Annotated in this window: 14 protein-coding genes; 9 read left to right on the forward strand and 5 right to left on the reverse strand. The window is 67.5% G+C overall.

Annotated elements, in window-relative coordinates; genetic code table 11:
• Nucleotides 1-58 precede the first annotated feature (58 nt).
• From Y958_RS24725 to Y958_RS24735, 3 genes are read left to right on the forward strand one after another with little or no spacing between them, the layout of a single operon-like run.
• On the forward strand, nt 59-1459 hold the full coding sequence (locus Y958_RS24725; RefSeq protein WP_088874575.1) for a TolC family protein: 1401 nt from the start codon (nt 59-61) through the stop codon (nt 1457-1459).
• Complete coding sequence (locus Y958_RS24730) at nt 1456-2496, forward strand: efflux RND transporter periplasmic adaptor subunit (protein WP_088874576.1); 1041 nt, start codon at nt 1456-1458, stop codon at nt 2494-2496. The genes Y958_RS24725 and Y958_RS24730 overlap by 4 nt, the downstream gene beginning before the upstream one ends.
• Nucleotides 2493-5537, forward strand: a complete 3045-nt coding sequence (locus Y958_RS24735) for an efflux RND transporter permease subunit (RefSeq protein ID WP_088874577.1) — start codon at nt 2493-2495, stop codon at nt 5535-5537. The genes Y958_RS24730 and Y958_RS24735 overlap by 4 nt, the downstream gene beginning before the upstream one ends.
• Here the strand turns inward: Y958_RS24735 and Y958_RS24740 are convergent.
• Nucleotides 5527-6075 carry an inorganic diphosphatase gene (locus tag Y958_RS24740; protein WP_088874578.1) on the reverse strand — a complete coding sequence of 183 codons (549 nt, stop codon included), beginning with the start codon at nt 6073-6075 and terminating at the stop codon, nt 5527-5529. The two genes, Y958_RS24735 and Y958_RS24740, sit on opposite strands and share 11 nt — an antisense overlap.
• A 10-nt stretch (nt 6076-6085) precedes the next feature.
• Nucleotides 6086-6271 (reverse strand): hypothetical protein, encoded by a 186-nt coding sequence (locus Y958_RS24745; RefSeq protein WP_088874579.1) that lies wholly within the window; start codon nt 6269-6271, stop codon nt 6086-6088.
• A 302-nt stretch (nt 6272-6573) separates the two neighbouring features.
• On the opposite strand from Y958_RS24745, the gene Y958_RS24750 reads away from it, so the two are divergent.
• From Y958_RS24750 to Y958_RS24760, 3 genes are all read left to right on the forward strand, one after another.
• Nucleotides 6574-6987 (forward strand): hypothetical protein, encoded by a 414-nt coding sequence (locus tag Y958_RS24750; protein ID WP_088874580.1) that lies wholly within the window; start codon nt 6574-6576, stop codon nt 6985-6987.
• Between the two features lie 177 nt (nt 6988-7164).
• Nucleotides 7165-7794, forward strand: coding sequence for a flavin reductase family protein (locus Y958_RS24755; protein ID WP_088874581.1), 630 nt, complete (start codon nt 7165-7167; stop codon nt 7792-7794).
• Between the two features lie 227 nt (nt 7795-8021).
• Nucleotides 8022-8534 (forward strand): flavin reductase family protein, encoded by a 513-nt coding sequence (locus Y958_RS24760; protein WP_088874582.1) that lies wholly within the window; start codon nt 8022-8024, stop codon nt 8532-8534.
• Nucleotides 8535-8673: 139 nt separating this feature from the next.
• Here Y958_RS24760 and Y958_RS24765 read toward each other — a convergent pair whose 3' ends face one another.
• The 3 genes from Y958_RS24765 to manD all read right to left on the reverse strand — a co-directional run bounded on the left by Y958_RS24765 (nt 8674) and on the right by manD (nt 14560).
• Entirely contained in the window at nt 8674-11550 is a 2877-nt protein-coding gene (locus tag Y958_RS24765) for a TonB-dependent receptor (protein ID WP_088874583.1), read from the reverse strand.
• A gap of 385 nt (nt 11551-11935) precedes the next feature.
• The gene (locus Y958_RS24770; protein WP_186291600.1) at nt 11936-13255 is read right to left on the reverse strand and encodes an MFS transporter; all 1320 of its coding nucleotides are present in this window, start codon (nt 13253-13255) and stop codon (nt 11936-11938) included.
• A gap of 99 nt (nt 13256-13354) precedes the next feature.
• Nucleotides 13355-14560, reverse strand: a complete 1206-nt coding sequence (manD, locus tag Y958_RS24775) for a D-mannonate dehydratase ManD (RefSeq protein WP_088874585.1) — start codon at nt 14558-14560, stop codon at nt 13355-13357.
• A 478-nt stretch (nt 14561-15038) separates the two neighbouring features.
• On the opposite strand from manD, the gene Y958_RS24780 reads away from it, so the two are divergent.
• The 3 genes from Y958_RS24780 to Y958_RS24790 all read left to right on the forward strand — a co-directional run bounded on the left by Y958_RS24780 (nt 15039) and on the right by Y958_RS24790 (nt 21178).
• The gene (locus tag Y958_RS24780) at nt 15039-15758 is read left to right on the forward strand and encodes a GntR family transcriptional regulator (protein ID WP_244909683.1); all 720 of its coding nucleotides are present in this window, start codon (nt 15039-15041) and stop codon (nt 15756-15758) included.
• Nucleotides 15759-15896: 138 nt separating this feature from the next.
• Nucleotides 15897-18287 carry a glycoside hydrolase family 3 N-terminal domain-containing protein gene (locus tag Y958_RS24785; RefSeq protein WP_244909684.1) on the forward strand — a complete coding sequence of 797 codons (2391 nt, stop codon included), beginning with the start codon at nt 15897-15899 and terminating at the stop codon, nt 18285-18287.
• Nucleotides 18288-18292: 5 nt separating this feature from the next.
• Complete coding sequence (locus Y958_RS24790) at nt 18293-21178, forward strand: glycosyl hydrolase 115 family protein (protein WP_088874586.1); 2886 nt, start codon at nt 18293-18295, stop codon at nt 21176-21178.
• Nucleotides 21179-21192 lie beyond the last annotated feature (14 nt).

Below are 21192 nucleotides of genomic sequence, written 5' to 3' on the forward strand. Positions count from 1 at the left end.
CCGTCTTCTGGCGTCGTGCGTCCATGATTTCGCGACCTCTTCCTCCAGAACCTGCCGCATGATCCCACGCATATTGACATCAAGGGGCTTGGGCGGCCTGCTGGCCCTGTCCTGCCTGGCCGGCTGCGCCAGCTACAGCCCGGCCCCCCTGGCTGATGCGCCCGACCTGGCACAGGGCTTGGCCGGCATCACCGTCGACCCGGCGGCCATGCCCCTGCCGGCCCTGCGCCGGCACATGGTCGACCCCGCCCGCCCGCTGGACGTCGACGCGGTGGCCATGGTGGCCGTGGCCCGCAATCCTGAGCTGAAGGCCGCGCGGGCCCAGCATGGCGTGGCGGTGGCGGAGGCGTTCACGGCGGGGCTGCTGCCCAACCCGCAGCTGTCGGTGGACTACGGCTTCCTCACCTCGGGCCCCGCGGTGATGGACGCCTTCACCATCGGCCTGATGCAGGACGTCATGCCTTTCCTCACCCGATCCTCCCGCAAGGACGCGGCGGCGGCCACCTTGCGGGGGGCGGAGCTGGACCTGCTGTGGCAGGAATGGCAGGTGGTGTCCCAGGCGCGGCTGCTGGTGGTGCGGGCCCAGGCTTTCGAGCGCCAGCGCGCCGTGCTGGAGGCCAATCGCGCCCTGTTCGCCGACCGCTACCGCCGCACCAGCACGGCCATGGGCCGGGGGGACGAAACCCTGCCCAACGTCGTCAGCGACCTGGCGGCGCTGAACGGCGTGGAAGCCCAGCTGCATGACCTGGAGCAGCAGGCCTTGCGCAACCGCATGGACCTGAACGCGCTGCTGGGCTTGACGCCCACCGCCCCCCTGGCCCTGGCGCCCTTGACGGCCGGCGATCTGCCCCTGCCGCCGGTCGACCGCATCCGGGCCGATCTGCCGCAATTGGCCGGCCGCCGGCCCGACCTGTTGGCGCTGAAGGCCGGCTACCAGGCGCAGGAGCAGGCGGTGTGGCAGGCGGTGCTGGGCCAGTTCCCGGCCCTCAGCATCGGCAGCAACCGCGCCCGCGACACCTCCAACGTCAAGACGCAGAGCCTGGCCCTGTCCATCAGCCTGCCGCTTTTCGATGGCAACCAGGGGGCCATCGCCGTGCAGCGCGCAACGCGGGAGCAACTGCGCCAGGACTATCAGGCGCGCCTGGACGCCGCGGTGGGCGGCGTCGGCCAGGGCCTGCTGGCCCTGGACCAACTGGAGGCCCAGGCGCGGGCGACCGCCGACAGCATCACCACCCTGGAACGGGCGGCGGCCGACGCCGATGCCGCTTTCCGCGCCGGCAGCCTGGATGAGCGCACCTTCGTCGACCTGCAGGGCGCCCTGCTGTCCCGCCGGCTGGAAGCGCTGAAGCTGGACCAGGCGGTGCAGGAACAGCGCGTCGACCTCATGACCCTGATCGGCGGCGATGTGCCGGAAAACCTGGGCACGGCCCCAGACGCGATCGAGAAAGCGACCCCATGACCACGTCCGCCCTGCGCGCCACGCTGCTGGCCGCGATCCTGCTGGCCGGTGGCGCCCATGCCGCCGAAGAGCCGGCCCCCGTCGTCACTGTGCGCACCGCGCCCCTGGCCCGCCAGGCGGTCAGCGTCACCGTCGGCGGTTATGGCACCCTGACGCCGGACAGCGACGCCCTGGTCAACGTCAGCTTCCAGCGGGCAGGGCAGGTGGCCCGCGTGCTGGTGCGGCCTGGCCAGCCGGTGGCCAAGGGTACCCCCCTGGTGGACCTGGCGACGGACCCCACGGCCGCCGCCGGCTATGCCAAGGCGCGCTCGGCCCTGACCTTCGCCACGGGTGAGCTGGAGCGGGCGCGCGCCCTGCGCGACCAGCACCTCGCGACCAATTCCCAGGTGGCGGCGGCGGAGCAGGCCGAACGGGACGCGCGCAGCGCCCTGGAGGCGGAGCAGCGCCTGGGCACCGATCACACCACCGAAACCCTGACCGCCCCCTTCGACGGCTATGTCGACAGCATCCCCGTGGCGCTGGGTGACCGCATCCAGCCGGGCGCGCCCGTGGTGCGGCTGGGCCAGGGCGCGGGTGTGCGCGTGGTGGCGGGCGTGGACCCGGCCGAGGTCGCCACGGTGAAGGTGGGCCAGCCGGTAGCCGTGACGCCGCTGGTGGGGGCCAGCACTACTCTCACCGGCACGGTGGCCGGCATCGCCGGCATGCTGAACCCGACCACTCGATGGGTGGACGTGACCGTCATCCTGCAGGCGGGCGGCGGCGCGCTGCCCGGCACCCCGGCCCGCATCGCCATCACCACCGACCGGCACGACGGCTATGTCGTGCCCCGGCAGGCGGTGCTGACGGATGAGGACGGCACCTACCTGTTCCAGTTGTCGGGGGCTAAGGCCCGGCGCGTGGGTATTGAGACCGGCGTGGAGGGCCCCGCCGGCACGGAGGTCAGCGGCGACAAGCTGGACCCCACGCTGCCGGTCATCGTCCTGGGCAATTACGGCCTGGAGGATGGCGCCGCCGTCAAGGTCGAGGCCGCCCGATGACCGGCTTCACCGCCTGGGTGGTCACCCATCGCCGCTCGCTGTTGTGCCTGCTGGCCCTGCCGGTGCTGGCGGGCCTGATCGCGGCGGGCCGCTTGCCCGTCACCCTGTTTCCCGCCGTGACCTTTCCCCGGGTGCGCGTCTCGCTGGATGCCGGCGACCGGCCGGCGCCGCAGATGCTGCTGCTGGCCACCCGGCCGCTGGAACAGGCGGTGCACCGGGTGCCCGGGGTCACGGACGTGCGCTCCACCACCAGCCGGGGCAGTGCGGAACTGTCCATCACCTTCGCCTGGGGCACCGATATGACCACGGCGGAGCTGCAGGTGAACGCGGCGGTAGGACAGGTGCTGCCCACCCTGCCAGCGGGCTCCACCGCCACCGTGCGTCGCATGGAACCGACGGTCTTCCCCATCATCGCCTACAGCTTGACCTCCGACACCCTGTCGCCCACGCGGCTGCGCGACCTGGCGCAGTACCAGCTGCGTCCCCTGCTGGCCAGCATCGAGGGCGTTGCCGAGGTGGGTGTCGCCGGCGGGGCGGAGCAGGAATTCCAGGTCATCGCCGATCCCGACCGCCTGCTGGCCCATGGCCTGGCGTTCGAGGACGTGGTCAAGGCGGTGGGCAATGCCAGCCTGGTGCAGGCCGTGGGCCGCATCGAGGACCATTACAAGCTGTTCCTGGTGGTGTCAGACAACAGCCTGGGCGGCCTGGACGCCGTGCGCCACGTCGTCCTGTCCAGCGGTGCCGGCGGTGTCGTGACGGTGGGCGACGTGGCCCAGGTGGTGGACGGCACCGTGCCGCAATGGACGCGGGTGACGGCCGGTGGCCGCGATGCCGTGCTGCTGAACGTCTATCAGCAGCGCGACGGCAACAGCGTGCGCATCGCGGCGGCTGTACGCGACCGCTTGGCGGCCGCCAGCCTGCCCAAGGGCGTCACGGTCAGCAACTGGTACGACCAGAGCCAGCTGGTGCTGGCCTCCGCCGCCAGCGTGCGCGACGCCGTGCTGATCGGCATCGTGCTGGCGGCCCTGGTGCTGTGGCTGGTCCTGCGCGACCTGCGCATCACCTTGATCGCCGCCCTGGTGGTGCCGGCGGCCTTGGCGGCCACGGTGGCGCTGCTGAGCGTCCTGCGCCTCAGCTTCAACATCATGACCCTGGGCGGCATGGCGGCGGCGGTGGGCCTGATCATCGACGACGCCATCGTCATGGTGGAACACATCGTGCGCCGCCTGCGCGAAGGGCATGGTAATGGCGGCGGCGTGTTGGCCGCTGCGCGGGAATTCACGCGGCCCCTGGCCGGATCCAGCGCCGCCACCCTGGTCATCTTCGTGCCCCTGGCCTTCCTGGACGGCGTCACCGGCGCCTTTTTCCAGGCGCTGTCGCTGACCATGGCCTCCGGCCTGGCCTTTTCCTTCATCATCACCTGGCTGGCGGTGCCCCTGGCGGTGGAACGGCTGGGGGACATCCATAAGCCGCACGGCGCGGGCAGGGTGCAGGCTTGGGTGGATGACCGCTACGGCCGCTTGTCGGCGCGCCTTCTGGTCCGGCCGTGGTTGGCGCTGGCCGGCTTGCTTCCCTTGATCGTCCTGGGTGGCCTGGCTTACCGCGCCGTGGGTTCAGGCTTCATGCCCGACATGGATGAGGGCGGCTTCGTCCTGGACTACCGCAGCGCCCCGGGCACGGCGATCAGCGAGACCGCCCGCCTGCTGCACCAGGTCGACGTCATCCTGGCCGACACGCCCGACGTCGCGACCTGGTCATGGCGCATCGGCGCCGGTCTGGGCGGCGAGTTGAACGAGCCTAACCGGGGCGATTATTTCGTGCGCCTGAAACCGACCGGCCGCCGCGATATCGATGAGGTCATCGCCGAGGTGCGGGCCCGCCTTGCCCATGAGGTGCCGGGCCTTGAGGTGGAGATCGCCCAGCAGATGGAGGATCTGATCGGCGACCTGACGGCCGTGCCGCAGCCCATCGAGGTCAAGATCTTCGGCGACGATCCCGCCACCGTGCTGCCCACGGCCCGCGCCGTGGCGGCGGCCCTGGCCAAGGTGGACGGCGTGGTCGACATCAAGGACGGCGTCAACCCGGCGGGCGACGCCCTGGACATTCGCGTGGACGCCGCCCGGGCGGCGGTGGAGGGCATGGACGTGGCCGGCGTCACCGCGGCGGTGGCTGATTACCTGCAGGGAGCCGTGGCGACGCAGCTGCCGCTGCAGACGGCGCTGGCCACGAAGCAGGTGGGGGTGCGCGTCTGGGTGCCGGCGGCGGTGCGCACCACCGACACCGACGTAGCCAACCTGCGCCTGCGCGCGCCTGACGGTCATATGTTTCCCTTGAAGCGGGTGGCGGCGGTGGTGCCGGTGAGCGGGGAGCCGGAGATCGGGCAGGAAAACCTGCAGGGCATGGTGGCCGTCACCGCCCGCATCGAGGGGCGCGACATGGGCTCCGTCGCCGCTGACGTCACCGCCCTGCTGGACAGCCAGCACCTGGTGAAGGCGCCCTTGCGCTATGAACTCGGCGGGCTTTATCAGCAGCAGCGCATCGCCTTCCGCGGCCTGCTGACCGTGTTCGCCGCCGCCGTGGCGGCCGTCTTCGTCCTGCTGCTGTTCCTGTACGAAAGCTTCATCACCGCCCTGGTGATCCTGGTCATGCCCTTGCTGGCGGCGGGGGCGGTGTTCGTGGGGCTGTGGCTGACACGGACGGAGCTGAACATCACCGCCATGATGGGCATGACCATGGTCGTCGGCATCGTAACGGAGGTGGCGATCTTCTTCTTCTCGGAATTCGAGAGCCTGCCGGCGGGCATGCCGCTGGTGGAGCGGCTGTCCCAGGCGGGGCGCAACCGCTTCCGCCCCATCGCCATGACGACACTGGCCGCCATGCTGACCCTGCTGCCGCTCGCCTTCGGCCTGGGCGAAGGGGCGGGCATGCAGCAGCCGCTGGCCATCGCCATCCTGTCCGGATTAGCGGTGCAACTGCCGCTGGTGTTGCTGGTCATGCCCTGCCTGTACCGCCTGGCCGTGCGCGGTGGTGTCACGACTTGACCACACCCGCCTCCAGGATGGCGCGGGCGTCATCGGCGTCGCCCACGCCCAGGGGGCGGAAGTGCCGGCCGCGCCGGCGATTATAGTCGATGAAGAAGGCCTCGATGTCCTTCAGCATCTGGCGGGACAGGACAGGCACGGGATCGTCGGCGATAGGCTCGCGCGCCTGGTCGGGCACGCCCAGCAAGCGATCGTTGCGCACCGTCTTGCCGTTCTGGTCCGTCTGCTCCGCCATGATCACGCCCAACAGGCGCGTCTGGACCAGCAAGCCGGTGGGCAGGGGCATGTCCAATATCAACAGCACATCCAGGGGATCGCCGTCCTGCCCTTCCGTTCCTGGGATGAAGCCGAAATTATGGGGGAAGACCTGGCCCGGGGGCAGCAGGTAACTGAGCGTGAACAAGCCCAGCCCGGGCTCATACTTCAGCTTGCCCGGACATCCCTTGGGCGTCTCCAGCACCGTGTTGACCAGGCCGCTTTCCGGATCGAAGGCGGGCAGGTGGTCTATGGCCGGAACAGGGCAGGGGGCCTGGTCCATGGTCCCTCGCTCAGCCAAGGAAGGTCCCGGCCTTGGGCACGGCGTCCTCGGGCAGTTCGGTGACGATGTACAACGCCTCCTCCGCCTCCACGATGTCGATGACAGCTGCGTCGATGGCGGTGGCCGGGGTGGGGGCGGCTGGGCAGCCCAGGGCCCGGGCGATGGTGGTGCCGTGGTCGATGGAATAGCGGGCCATGCCGGGCGCTCCGTCGATGATGGCTGTTCATGGGTTCAAGAGCCGGGGCGGCCTTTCCGTTCCCGGAACGGCACCGAAAACAATGCGCCGTGGGGGCTGACGGGGGATGGGGCTGCCGGGCGGCATGTGCTATGCTGGCACCGCCACTCCATCCAGCGGGGGACCCGGTACCGTCTGCCTTGAGCCTATCTCAGGGGAAGGCCGGTGCGGGGCCGCCATGCTCGCTTCGTTCGTCTCGCCCGCGGCACCGGGGCCTTGCCCGTGCCACCCGTGCCGGGGATCGCAACAGAGGGGAGGACGCCATGCCTGACGCCGTCAAAGCACCGTTTCCACCGCACGACCGGACCAACCAAGCCCTCTTCGGCACCATGCTGTCCGACAACGCCGCCTGGCTGGGTGACATCCAGCAGGTCTATGGCCGCATGGCCCATGGGGGCATGGCCTTCTTCCAGGAAGTGAGCCGCTTCTGGGAACTGCGCATGCACGAGGACAGGGAGGCCTGCGCTGAGCTGATGGCCTGTCGCACGCCGCAGGAGCTGCAGGAATGCGGCCAGCGCTTCGCCCTGAAGGCCAGCCAGGATTATGCCGAGGGCATCAGCCGCCTGCTGCAAGCCAGCATCGGCGCGTTGGAGGACGGGCCCATTGGCAAGGGCGATGGGGCGAAGGGGGAGGACGTCGGAGGCGGTGCCGCCGCGGCGCCCAAGCAAGTCGCCTGACAGCCCGCGCCCTTGCCTGTCACGCAACAGATGCCGGTCGCGCAACAGACCTGTGCGTCGACGCCGCGTTCAAAGCGCGCGCCGGGGCCATTATGTTCAGGCGGTTAGCAATTCGGGCGGCCGCCCCACCGCCGGTAGACGCCAGCGGCGGCCGCCCCACCGCCGGGACAGGACCTTATGCGCCAGCACCATGACCTTTATTCCTATGAGCCGGCCAAGGGCCATGGGTTGCCGCACGACCCGCTGAACTCCATGGTGGGCCCTCGTCCCATCGGCTGGATCTCCAGCCGGGGGCGGGACGGCAGCGTCAACCTGGCGCCCTACAGCTTCTTCAACCTTTTCAACTACCGCCCGCCTATCGTGGGCTTCTGCAGCACCAGCGCCAAGGACAGCCTGCGCAACGCCCAGGAAACGGGCGTCTTCGTCTGGAACCTGGCCACGCGCGACCTGGCGGAACAGATGAACGCCACCAGCGCCCCCCTGCCGTACGGGACCAACGAATTCGAGGCCGCCGGCCTGACCCAACTGCCGGCGGTGCACATAGACGTGCCGCGCGTGGCCGAAAGCCCCGTCCATTTCGAATGCCGGGTGACGGACATCCACCGCCTGCGCCGCCATGACGGCACGGCCGTGGATTCCTGGCTGGTGATGGGCGAGGCCGTCGCCATCCATATTGCCCGTCCCCTGATCGTCGACGGCGTCTTCGACACCTTCGGTGCCGGCATCATTCTGCGCGGTGGCGGCCCCTCGGCCTATGCCGCCATCACACCCGACACCCGTTTCGACATGGACAGGCCCCGTGGGTGATGATTGGACGCCGGCAAATGGCTGTTGAGAACTATTCAATTACGGCGTGGTGGGCCGATGTGGTACCGCAGCGCACGGTTCTTTGACTAAGCGTTGATCCGCCTTGTCATCCCGGATGAAGCGGTGTCCTATGCCCGCCGCTTGGGTCCTGTGCCGAAACATTGGGCTGGCAACACCATCACCGACAGGTAAGGTGTGCCCGCTCCCGCGCTGTCTATTGAGGCCTCATGTCCACGTCCTCCGCTCTTCCACCGCTCGATGACGCCGCCAGCATCATGGATGGCCTGCGCCAAGCCATGCGCCGCTTGGCGGCCTCGGTCTCTGTGGTGACGCTGCGGGATGCGAACGGGGCGGCGGGCGCCACGGTCAGCGCCCTGTGCTCCTTGAGCTTCGAGCCACCCTCGGTCCTGATCGCGCTGAACCAGTCCGGCAGCATGCACGACCGCATCCTGGCGGTGGACACCTACGCCATCAACATCCTCTATGCCGACCAGGAAGAGGTCTCGAAGACCTTCGGCGCCCCCAACCGGACGGCCGACTGCTTCAAGCCCGACGTGTGGGAGGACATCATGGGCGCCCCCTGCCTGATCGGCGCCCAATCCACCCTGATCTGTCGCCGCGCCGCCGAGCTGCCCCACGGCAGTCACCGCGTCATCGTGGGGGAGGTGCTGTGGACCCGCAGCCGGCCCGAGGTCAACCCGCTGCTCTACGCCGACGGCGGTTACCGCCGGCTGGGGTGAAGGCCGGTAAAGTCGCCAAAGGAAATCCCCGGGGGACGGGCGCCCCCCGGGGATTTTTATTTTCAACTGCCAAAACTCGAGTTTGGACGGCCCCAGGGAAGGGAGGCCCCTGGGACCGTCGGGGGGACTGAACTGGGTCTTAGAACTTGGCGCGGGCGCCAAAGATCACCTGCACGCCGGGGTAATAGATGCTGTAGGGCGAGTTGGAGTGGCCGAAGTCCGTCACCAGCGGCTCGTTGGTGACGTTCAGGGCGTCGACGGTCAGGCGGACGCTGTCGTTGAAGAAGGGCAGCTGATAGCCCATGGACAGGTCCAACTGGCCGCGCGCCTCGGAAATCAGCGCCTCGTTGATGTTGCTCTGCGGGGCGTTGGCGGCGGTGGAGGAGTCGTTCCAGACGTAGTTCACGCTGACCGACACGCCATGGCCTTCATAATAGGCCTGCAGGTTATAGCTGTAGGGCGAAATGCCGGTGGCGAACAGCCCGCTGCTGGAACTCTGCTCGATATGCGTGCCGTTGGCGGAGAAGCCCAGGCCCTCGACGATGAAGTCCAGCGGCTGCACCCAGGTCAGTTCAATGCCCTGCAGCAGCAGCTTGCTGAGGTTCACGGGCTGGGTCAGCGTCACGGTGGCCACGTTCGGGCCGCCGCGCAGGAGCAGGGCCTGCTGCTGGCTGGTCTGCAGGTCGCTGAAGTTGATGCCCAGGGAGGTGAAGGGAACCGTGCTTTGCGTGGTGACGGTGAAGCCGTCGATGTCCTTGCGGAACAGCGCCGCGCCGATATAGCCCAGGCCGCCCGTGTACCACTCACCGCCGATGTCGATGTTGTTGGAGGTGTAGGGCTTCAGGTTCGGGTTGCCCGCGCTGGCCACCTGCGCCGAGATGTCGGAGAAGGTGGTGCCGGGCAGCAGCTGGCTGGCGTCGGCGCGGGTGATGCTGCGCGAGGCGGATGCGCGCAGCTTGATGTCGTCCGTCAGGCTGTAGACCACGTTGGCAGAGGGCAGCACGTCGCTGTAGCCGGTGTTCAGCGTCTGGTCGATCAGCGCGCCGGACGCGGTCTGCAGCGGGCTGGTCACCGTCTGGTCGGTGTGGAAGTAGCGCAGGCCCATGTTGATGGCCACATCATGGCCCAGCAGCGTGTCCTTGGCGTTCGCCTCGGCATAGCCGCCGAAGGTCTTTTCCGAGATGTTGCCGACGGAGCCGCCGGTCACGGCGCTGCGGGTCTGCGGCGCCGTCTGCTTGTAGTAGTCGTAATTGGTGGCCTTCTCTAGCGCCGACAGGTTGGTCATGATCCACTGGGTGTAGCCGACGTTGCCGCCGGCCAGGTGACCGAAGTCGCTGATGTTCATGGGCTGCAGGTATTGGCCGATCTGGGAATTGGGCACCGAACCCGACAGCCCGTCGCAGGTGGCGCCGCAGACGGAGGTCTGGAAGGCCGTGCTGTTGTCGTAGGCGCGGATGATGCGGCTGGCCATGTCATAGGCGCCGCCCACCTTCAGGTTGACGTTGTCGTCGCCGTACTGGGTGTCGATGTGGGCGCCGCGGGTCGTGGTCTCGCGGTACACGTTCTGCACGTTCACGCGGTACCACTTCCAACCCAGGTTCGGGTCGTTCAGGTCGCGGTTGGGCATGATGATGGGCTGGCCGTTGGCGCCATTGGCCTGGTAGTTGACCACCAGGCCGGACTGGGCCGGCGTCTGCACGTCGAACTGCGGCTGCTCACGGAAGAAGGTGCTGTGGCCGTAGTTGACCTGGGCATCGACCTTGAAGTCCTTGGACGGCTTCCAGGTCAGGGTGGGGTTGATGTTGTAGAACTCGGTATGCTGGTTGAAGATGTCGTTTTCCAGGAAGAAGCTGGAATTGGCGAAGGTGCCCTGGGTCACGACGTTGTTGCTGTCGACGGTCAGGTTGAAGGGGACCATGCCGCCGGTTGAGGTGGGGCTGGTGCCGGGGCCGGAGTTGCGGACGTACCAGTTCATGTTCAGGCGCTGATAATCGCGGTCGGACTGGGCCCACAGGCCGTCGATGGCGAAGTGCCATTCGTCGCTGGGACGGTATTCCAGGGACAGCAGGCTGGACACGCGCGAGCGGTCGCCGAAGGTATAGCTGTTGCGGCCCAGGCGCGGGATCTGCGCGCTGCCCAACTGCGGCAGGGTCAGGCCCGACGTCTGCGCCAGGTTCACCGGCTGGCCGGCGGTCAGGCCGGCGACGTTGCGGGGGGCGGTGCTGGCATAGACGAAACCGTTGCCGGTGCCGACGTCGCCGCTGCCGGCCGGCAGGTTGCCGTCGGTCCAGCCGATGGTCTCGAAGCCGTCGATGCGGGTCGTGGTCTTCACGCCGGACACGCCGACCAGGATGCCGAAGGGGCCCCAGGTATGGCTGGCCACCATGGCGCCGCGCGGGCTGACCTCGCCGTCGGCGTTGGTGTACTGGCCCTGGCCGATCAGGGTGACGTGGGTGCCCTCGTTATCGAAGGGGCGGGCGCTATGCAGGTTCACGGTGCCGGCGATGCCGCCTTCCAGGGTGGAGGAGACCGGCGTCTTCTCCACGTCCAGGCGGGTGAACAGCTCGGACGGGAACAAGTCCAGGTCGACTTCGCGGTTGGCGTTGCCGCCGTTGGTGCCGCCGTCCGACGCCACCGCGATCTGGGTGTTGTTCAGCAGCACCTTGGAGAAGCTGGGGCCCAGGCCGCGGATGGAGACCTGAACGCCTTCGCCGTCGATGTCGCGGTTCAGGTTCACGCCGGGGATGCGGTTCAGCGTCTCGGCCAGGTTGGTGGCCGGCAGTTTGCCGATGTCCTCGGCGAAGATGCTGTCGCCAAAGGCGACGGAATTGCGCTTCTGTTCGGTGGCATCCAACAGGCTGCGCCGGATGCCGGTGACGGTGATTTCCTCCAGCGCGGGGTCGTCGCCCGCCGAGGCCGTCTGGGCGTAGGCCTGCATCGACATCATGCCCAGCAGCGCGGAGCCGGCCAGGGCGGTGGTCGTCAGCAATGCCTTCCAGTTCTTCGAATACGCCATTTCTTTCCTCCCCGATCGCCCGCGGCTCCCTCTCCGGATTGGGCGGTCTGTTGTTAAGGTTCTGGTTTTGCGCGGGTTTTCCCCGCGCGGGTACGGGTCAGCGGTAGCGGTAAGGTGTCAGCGTCAACCGCCGGGTGTCTGTGTGCCGGCCAATGGCCGAATGCAGGCGTCCCATTCCGCTCCCCTCCCTCAAGCAGCGCGTTCTAGGCGCTTTTAAATGGTAGCGTTACCATTTCCAGGAAACCGCAATATTGTCAATATATTTTTTGAACAATATTGACGTTATTTTGGCATTTTATTTTAAAAAACAAACGAATACGACGTCGCCTTCAAAAATAAGGCGATCGTCTTAACGAAAATTACTTAAGGAGATTTCTATACGCCTTTAGAATGCGGCACCTCCACTCTCCGGTATGGCGGGCCGCAGCTGGGGGCTCAATGTCTGAAGGGCCAGCAGCGCCAGGGGATAGGCCAGGGCCGCCGTCAGGAAGATGGGGCCATAGCCGCCTGTGGTCTGCAAAATCCACCCCGTGAACTTGGACATCACCATGCCGCCCACGGCCCCCGCCGTGCCGCCCAGGCCCACCACGGTGGCGACGGCGGAAGGCGGGAACAGGTCGGAGGGCAGGGTCATCAGGTTGGCGGAGAAACCCTGATGGCCGGCGGTCGCCAAGCCTATGATCAGGACCGCCGCCACCAGCCCGCCGACCCAGGGCGCCACCAGCACGGGGACGACGCAGACGGCGCACGCCAGCATGGCGACCTTGCGCGACCGGTTGGCGCCCAAACCCCGCCGCATCAGGCGCGACGACAGCCAGCCGCCAGTCACACTGCCGACGTCGGACATCAGGTAGATCGCCACCAGGGGCGGGCCGAAGCTGGACAGGTCCAGACCGAAGCGGCGGCCCAGGAAGTCCGGCAGCCAGAACAGGAACACCCACCAGATGGGGTCGGTCAGGAACTTGGCCAGCACATAGGCCCAGGTCTGCCGCTGACGCAGCACCCAGCGCAGGCGCGGGCCTTCCACGGCAATGGTGGGGGAGATGGCGTCAGAGCGGATGTGGGCCAGCTCTGCCCCGGTCAGATGCCGGTCCTCCTCGGGACGGCGATAGAACGCCAGCCAGGCGGCCAGCCATCCGAAACTGATGACACCGGTTACCACAAAAGCGGTGCGCCAATCGGCTATGGCGACGATGACGGGCACCACCAAGGGGGTGACGACCGCGCCGACGTTGGAGCCGGCGTTGAAGATGCCCACGGCCAGGGCGCGCTCGCGCCGGGGGAACCATTCCGCCACGCTCTTCAGGCCTGCGGGGAAATTGCCGGCCTCCCCGGCGCCCAGGGCTACGCGCGCCAGGGTGAACTGCACAAGACCGCCGGCCAGGCCGTGGGCCATGTGGGCCAGGTTCCAGATGACGAAGGTCAGGGCGTAGCCCCAGCGGGCGCCCACCCGGTCGATGACACGGCCGAACACCAGGTAGGCGACCGCGTACGAGGCTTGGAACCAGAAGATGATGTCGGCGTAGTCGGTATCGGACCAGCGGAATTCCTGCGACAGCAGGGGCTTCAGCAAGCCCAGCATCTGGCGGTCGACGTAGTTGATGACGGTGGCGGCGAACAGCAGGGCCACGACGATCCAGCGCCGCCGGCCTAGCCTGGCCGGCGGTGGGATTGGTGCACCTGTGGCTTCCGCGGGCCACGCCATGAACGTCTCTCTCCCATTCGTCACCGGCGGCTTTGACGCCCGCACGGCGCTGTTCTTATGCAAGGGCGCGTTCAGGGCCGCGCCCGGTCCCCAACCAACTCACCAGTTCCAGAGTGTGCCGTCCGTCAAACGGGCCACCGGCAGGTAGGCGGGCTGGTAGGGGTACTTGGCGGCCTCCGCCTCATCGATGTCGACGCCGTGGCCCGGTGCCTCGCCCGGGTGCATGTAACCCTGGTCGAAGCTGTAGGCATGGGGGAAGACGCTCTCGGTCACGTCTTCATGCACCATGCGTTCCTGGATGCCGAAGTTGGGCACCCACAGGTCGAAGTGGAGGGCGGCGCCCATGCACACCGGCGACAGGTCGGTGGCGCCATGGCTGCCGGTGCGGATCTGGTACAGCTCCGCCAAGTTGGCGATGCGGCGCAGGTGGGTGATGCCGCCCGCATGCACCACCGTGGTGCGGATGTAATCGATCAACTGGTTCTGGATCAGATCCTTGGCATCCCAGATGGTGTTGAACACCTCACCCACCGCCAGGGGCGTCGTGGTGTGCTGGCGGATCAGGCGGAAGGATTCCTGGTTTTCCGCCGGGGTGGGGTCTTCCATCCAGAACAGGCGGTAGGGTTCCAGCGCCTTGCCCAGCCGTGCCGCCTCGATGGGGGTCAGGCGGTGGTGCACGTCGTGCAGCAGATGCAGGTCCCAGCCGAAACGGTCGCGGGCGGCGGCGAACAGGGTGGGGGCGAAATCCAGATAGGCCTCCGTGGACCAGGCCGATTCCGCCGGCAGGCCGCGTGTGGCCGGCTCGTAATTGATGCCTTTGGCCACGCCGTACACGCCCTTCAGGCCGGGTACGCCCGCCTGGATGCGGATGGCCTTGTAGCCCTGATCGACATAGTGCTGCACCTGGTTCATGGCGTCGTCGACGGTTTGGCCGTTGGCATGGGCGTAGACCATGACGCCGTTGCGGCTCTTGCCGCCCAGCAGCTGGTACAGCGGCAGGCCGGCCACCTTGGCCTTGATGTCCCATAGGGCGGTGTCCACCGCGGCGATGGCCGACATGGTGACGGGACCGCGGCGCCAATAGGCGCCCTTGTACAGGTACTGCCAGATGTCCTCGATATCGTGGGGATCACGGCCGATCAGGCAGGGGATGACATGGTCGGTCAGGTAGGACGCGACCGCCAGTTCACGCCCGTTCAGGGTGGCGTCGCCGATGCCATAGACACCTTCGTCCGTGCGGATCTTCAGGGTGACGAAGTTCCGCGCCGGGCAGGTGACGATGACGTAGGCGTCCGTGATCTTCATACTTTCAGCTCCGAAGGCGGGTCCAGATGGGCGCGGGGCCGGCCAGGAACGGGCGGCGGATCCGGCGATGGTCTTCGATTAAGGCCCCCCAAGTCGCCATGAGGTCTTGGGGGCTGCGTTCTCTCCCTGCGCGAAGCGGCTCACGCCGTTCGTCGGTTACCATTCATGTATACTACCATACCAGTGCGGTCAACAGGGCACTGCGCGATCATCGGGAGGGGCAGCGCTGCCGTGTGAAACGCGCCCCTCCCACTCTTAGACCGACATCGTGGCCTTGTTTGTCGTCTAGTATGGTAGTATGTATGGATTGTGAGAGCAACGGCGTTCGACAAAAACGCATTTTCTTGGGGCGAAGCCCTCTGGAAGACGCGAGCCGAATGTCGCAGGGTGGAAATGGGGATGGGCGGTGTGCCGTGAGGGTGCTCCATGCCGGGACCATTTCGGCCCGGGCCCGTGCGACTCTAATGGGGTGCATCTGGTGTTGGCGGAAAATGACCGTGTCGTCCTGAACCGTATCCAGGCGGACAGTGCGGAGCCTGTGGCCCGCCGTGTGTTCCGGGAACTGCGGGGCGCCATCGTCGCCATGAAGTTCCGCCCCGGCCAAGCCATCTCCGAACAGGATATCGCCGACCAGCTGGGCGTCAGCCGCCAGCCGGTGCGTGAGGCCTTCATCAAGCTGAGCGAGGCGGGGCTGCTGTCCATCCGTCCGCAGCGCGGTTCCTTCATCGTCAAGATTTCCGTGCGCCAGGTGTTCGACGCCCGCTTCGTGCGCGAGGCGGTGGAATTGGCGGTGGTGCGCCGCGCCGTGGCGGAGATGAAGGCGCGCGATATCGACCTGCTGCGCGACAACCTGCGCGCCCAGGCCAACGCCGCCGAAGACCGCGACCACGCCGGCTTCCTGGACCTGGACGAGCGCTTCCACCGTGACATCGCGCTGCATGTCGGCTGCGAATACGCCTGGCGGGTGGTTGAGGAAACCAAGGCGCAGATGGACCGCGTGCGCTATCTCAGCATGCCGGAGGCGACGCCGTTTTCCCTGCTGATCACGCAGCACCATGCCATCGTCGACGCCATCGCCGACCGCGACGCGGACAGGGCGGAGGCGGCGATGCGCCAGCACCTGCAGGAAATCCTGACCTCTCTTCCCCAGTTGGCCACCCGGTTCCCGGACCTGTTCGCCGACGACGCGCCCTTATAACGATTTGGCTGTTTGGTAGGGCCGGCCCCGGCCGGCTTAAGGTTTTGTGGCCATGGTAACGGTACCATGGCGCCCTGACAGGGCGGGGTGTCCGGGGTCCCGGATGCCTTGAAAGAATAACGATAGGGAGAAGCCAGCGTGCGTATACGCCATGACTCCATCCATCATCGGATCGGCCATCGGATCGGCCGCCGCCTGATCCTGGTCGGCGTCGCCGCCGTGGCCATCAGTGCTGCTGCCCATGCGGCCGACAAGCCCGCGATCTACAGGGACGCGAGCGCGCCGGTGGCTGCCCGGGTCGACGACCTGCTGGCGCGCATGACGCTGGATGAGAAGGTGGCCCAATTGATCGCCGTGTGGGATCACAAGCCCGCCATCTTCGACGCGGGCATGAACTTCGACCCGGCCAAGGCCAGCGGCGTCTACCCCAACGGCCTGGGCCAGTTCACGCGTCCCAATGACGAAAAGGGCTCCGGCTCCCTGCGGACCCAGCATTGGCGCGACACAAGGGGCACGGTCGCCATGGTGAATGCCGTCCAGCATTGGGCGGTAGAGAAGACGCGGCTGGGCATCCCCGTGCTGTTCCATGAGGAAGGCCTGCACGGCTACCCCGCCATCGGCCCAACCAGCTTCCCCCAGGCCATCGCCCAGGCCAGCAGCTGGGACCCGGACCTGATCCGCGAGGTCGACAGCGTCGTCGCCCGCGAGATCCGCGTGCGCGGCGTCAGCCTGGTGCTGTCGCCCGTGGTGGACGTGGCGCGCGACCCGCGCTGGGGGCGCATCGAGGAGACCTTCGGCGAGGATCCCTACCTGGCGGGGGAGATGGGCGTGGCCGCCGTCCAGGGACTGCAGGGCGACAGCCTGCCCCTTGCCGACGGCAAGGTCTTCGCCACGCTGAAGCACCTGACCGGCCACGGCCAGCCGGAAAGCGGCACCAACGTCGGCCCGGCCTCGGTCGGAGAGCGCACGCTGCGGGAGATGTTCTTCCCCCCGTTCGAGCAGGTCATCCACCGCACCAACGTGCGCGCGGTCATGGCCTCCTATAATGAGATCGACGGCGTGCCCAGCCACGTGAACACGTGGCTGCTGCACGACATCCTGCGCGGGGAATGGGGCTATAAGGGTTCCATCATCAGCGACTATTCCGCCATCGACCAGTTGGTCAGCATCCATCACGTGGTGCCGGACCTGCCGTCGGCCGCCATCCGCGCCATCCAGGCCGGGGTGGACGCCGACCTGCCGGACGGCGAGTCCTATGCCAGCCTGGCCGATAGCGTGCGCGCTGGAAAGATCAAGGAAGAGGTGATCGACCGCGCCGTCCGCCGCATCCTGGAACTGAAGTTCCAGGCCGGCCTGTTCGAACACCCCTATGCCGACGCGGACAAGGCCGAGGCCCTGACGGCGAACGGCGAGGCGCGAGCCGTGGCGCTGAAGGCGGCGCAAAAGTCGGTGGTGCTGCTGAAGAACGACGGCGTGCTGCCGCTGGACATGGCCAAGGTGAAGACCCTGGCCGTCATCGGCCCCAACGCCGCCAAGGCGCACCTGGGCGGCTACTCCGGAGAGCCCAAGCAGACCGTCAGCATCCTGGATGGCATCAGGGCCAAGGTGGGCTCACGCGTGAAGGTGACCTATGCCGAGGGCGTGCGCATCACCAAGGATGACGACTGGTACGGCGACACCGTCGAGCTGGCCGATCCGGCGGAAAACGCCCGGCTGATCCAGCAGGCCGTCGCCGTGGCCAAAACCGCCGATCATATCGTGCTGGTCATCGGCGACAATGAACAGACCAGCCGCGAGGGCTGGGCCAACAACCATTTGGGCGACCGCGACAGCCTGGACCTGGTGGGGCAGCAGAGCGATCTGGCCAAGGCGCTGTTCGCGCTGGGCAAGCCGGTGGTCGTAGTGCTGCAGAATGGCCGACCGCTGTCGGTGGTGGATGTGGCCGCCAAGTCCAACGCCCTGGTGGAAGGCTGGTACCTGGGGCAGGAGGGGGGCACCGCCATGGCCGACGTGCTGTTCGGCGATGTGAACCCGGGCGGCAAGCTGCCGGTGACCGTCCCGCGCTCCGTCGGGCAACTGCCCATGTTCTACAACAAGAAGCCCAGCGCCCGGCGCGGCTATCTGTTCGACACTACCGACCCGCTGTTTCCCTTCGGCTACGGCCTCAGCTACACGGCCTTCGACGTGGGCGCCCCCCGGCTGTCCACGCCCACCATCGCCAAGGATGGCGCCGTGACCGTGTCGGTGGACGTGAGGAACACCGGCAAGCGGGCGGGGGATGAGGTGGTGCAGCTGTACCTGCACCAGCAGGTCGCCTCCGTTACCCGGCCGGTGAAGGAACTGAAGGGCTTTCAGCGCATCACGCTGGCGCCGGGCGAGAGCCGCACGGTGACCTTCACCGTCGACGGCAAGGCATTGGCCCTATGGAACCAGGACATGAAGCGGGTCGTCGAGCCCGGCGCCTTCGACATCATGGTCGGCGACAATTCCGTCGACCTGAAGACCGCCGTCCTGACGGTCACGGAGTGAGGACCATGAAGCGTTTCATCCGTTCCCTTCTGCTGGCCACCGCCACGGTCGCGCTGGCCCCCCAGGCTTGGGCCCTGGGCCAGCCCCGGTATGTTGAGGCGCAGGCTACGCCCGGCGGCTTCGCCATCGTACAGGGCGGTGTCGCCGCCCGCCTACATGTCGACGCCCAGGACTATGCCGGCGTGCAGCGCGCCGCGCGGGACTTGGCGGCCGACATCGGCAAGGTCACCGGCGTCACGCCCGTGCTCGGCCAGGACACGGATCTGGGCGCGCTGCCCATTCTGGTAGGCACCCTGGGCCACAGTCCGACCATCGACAAGCTGGCGGCGGAGGGCAAGATCGACGCCGGCGTCCTCAAGGGCAAATGGGAGGCGTTCCGCATCCAGGTGGTGGCTAACCCGGCACCCGGCATCGCCAGCGCCCTGGTCATCGCCGGCAGCGACAAGCGCGGCACCATCTACGGCCTGTACGACGTTTCGGAACAGATCGGCGTGTCGCCCTGGGCATGGTGGGCGGATGTGCCGGTGCGGCACCGCGACAGCCTTTATGTGAAGGCTGGCACCTATGGCGAGGATCCGGCACCGGTCAAGTATCGCGGCATCTTCCTGAATGACGAGGCGCCGGCCCTGACCGGCTGGGCCAGGGAGAAGTTCGGCGGCCTGAACCACCAGTTCTACGAACATGTGTTCGAGCTGATCCTGCGGCTGAAGGGCAACTACCTGTGGCCCGCCATGTGGGGCAACGCCTTCAATGAGGATGATCCGCTGAACCCCAAGATCGCCGACGAGTACGGCGTGGTCATGGGCAATTCCCATCATGAACCCATGCTGCGGTCGCAGCAGGAATGGAAGCGCCATGGCAGCGGCCCCTGGGACTATGCACAGAACGGCGGGGTGCTGCGCCAGTTCTGGTCAGAGGGTGTCCGCCGCAACAAGGACTTTGAGAGCATCGTCACCATCGGCATGCGCGGCGATGGTGACATGCCCATGACCGGCGACGCGGCGGCGGCCAACACGGCGCTGCTGGAAAAGATCGTGGCCGATCAGCGCCAAATCCTGGCCAAGGAGGTCAACCCCGACGTCACCCAGATCCCGCAGATCTGGGCGCTCTATAAGGAAGTGCAGGAGTATTACGAGAAGGGCATGCGTGTGCCCGACGACGTGACCTTGCTGTGGTGCGACGACAACTGGGGCGACGTCCGCCGCCTGCCCACGGCGGAGGAGCGCAAGCGCTCCGGCGGGGCCGGCATGTACTACCACTTCGATTATGTCGGTGATCCCCGGAACTACAAGTGGATCAACACCAACTCTATTCCCAAGGTCTGGGAACAGATGAACCTGACCCTGGAATACGGCGCGGATCGGGTGTGGATCGTGAACGTGGGCGACCTGAAGCCCATGGAATTGCCCATCGAGTTCTTCCTGGATTACGCCAGGGACCCAAAGCGCTGGCCCAAGGAGAAACTGCCGGAGTTCATGGCCGCCTGGGCCGAGCGCGAATTCGGATCCGAGCACGCCGCCGACATCGCGACCCTGGTGACCCGCTACGGCATGTTGGTCAGCCGCCGCAAGCCGGAGCTGCTGGACGCCAACACCTTCAGCCTGACCGATTACCGCGAGGCCGAGCGGGTGGTGGCCGACTACCGGGACCTTGTGGCGAAGGCGGAAGCCATCCAACAGGCCCTGCCGGCCGACGCCCGCGATGCCTTCTTCCAGCTGGTGCTGCATCCGGCCAAGGCGGCGGCGCAGGTGACGGAGCTGTACGTCGCCGTCGGCCGCAACCGCCTGTATGCCGACCAGGGGCGCGCGTCGGCGAACGCCGAAGCCGCCAAGGCGCGGGCCCTGTTCCAGGCCGATGCCGACCTGACGAAGCAGTATCACGCGCTGAACGGCGGGAAGTGGGACCACATGATGGACCAGACCCACATCGGCTACGCCTCCTGGCGGGAACCGCTTGTCAACATCATGCCGGAGACGCGGGAGCTGGCCCTGCCGGCCGAGGCGAAGCTGGGCGTGGCGGTGGAGGGGAGCCGGCAGGCCTGGCCCGCCCTGGACGGTAAGCCCGTCAAGGACGCCGCCGTTCTGCCGGACCTGGATGTGGCCAATAAACCAAGCCGTTACATCGATGTCTTCAACCGGGGATCGAAGCCCTTCGCCTACACCGCCAAGGCCAGCGCGCCCTGGATCATCCTCAGCCAGGCCAAGGGCACGGTGACGCAGGAGACCCGCCTGCAGGTGGCGGTGGACTGGGCCAAGGCGCCGGCCGGGGTCAGCACCGGCAGCGTCACCATCACGGGGGCCGGGGGCAGCGTCACCGTGCATCTGCGGGCCGTGAACACTCCCGTTCCGGCGGATGGCCAGCCGGCCTTCATCGCCGCCGACGGTTATGTGTCGATGGAGGCGGAGCACTATACCGCCAAGGCCGATGCCGGCGGGGCCGCCTGGCAGAAGATTCCGGACTATGGCCGCACCCTGTCGGGCCTGGCGCCTTTCCCGGTGACCTCGGCCAGCTTCGCGGCCGGGCAGGGGCCGCGTCTGGACTACCGCGTGTACCTGCCGGCGGCGGGCCCGCTGACGGTGCAGGCCATCGTCGGCCCCACCCTGAACTTCGTGCCCGGGCGCGGCCTGCGCTATGCCGTCGCCATCGATGACGAGGCGCCGCAGGTGGTGGACATCCTGGCATTGAATGGGGTCGCCGACTGGTCCAAGTCGGTTGAGGATAACGCGCGCAAGCCCACCAGCCACCACACCGTGGCCAGTGCCGGCTACCATACCCTCCACATCTGGATGGTGGATCCGGCGGTGGTGCTGACCAAGCTGGTGGTGGATCTGGGTGGGGTGAAGCCCAGCTACCTGGGCCCGCCGGAAAGCGCCCGCTTGGCCGCGCGATAAGAAGAGGGTGGGGA

The sequence above is a fragment of the Nitrospirillum viridazoti CBAmc genome (genome assembly GCF_000730165.1).
GTDB classification, from domain to species: domain Bacteria; phylum Pseudomonadota; class Alphaproteobacteria; order Azospirillales; family Azospirillaceae; genus Nitrospirillum; species Nitrospirillum viridazoti.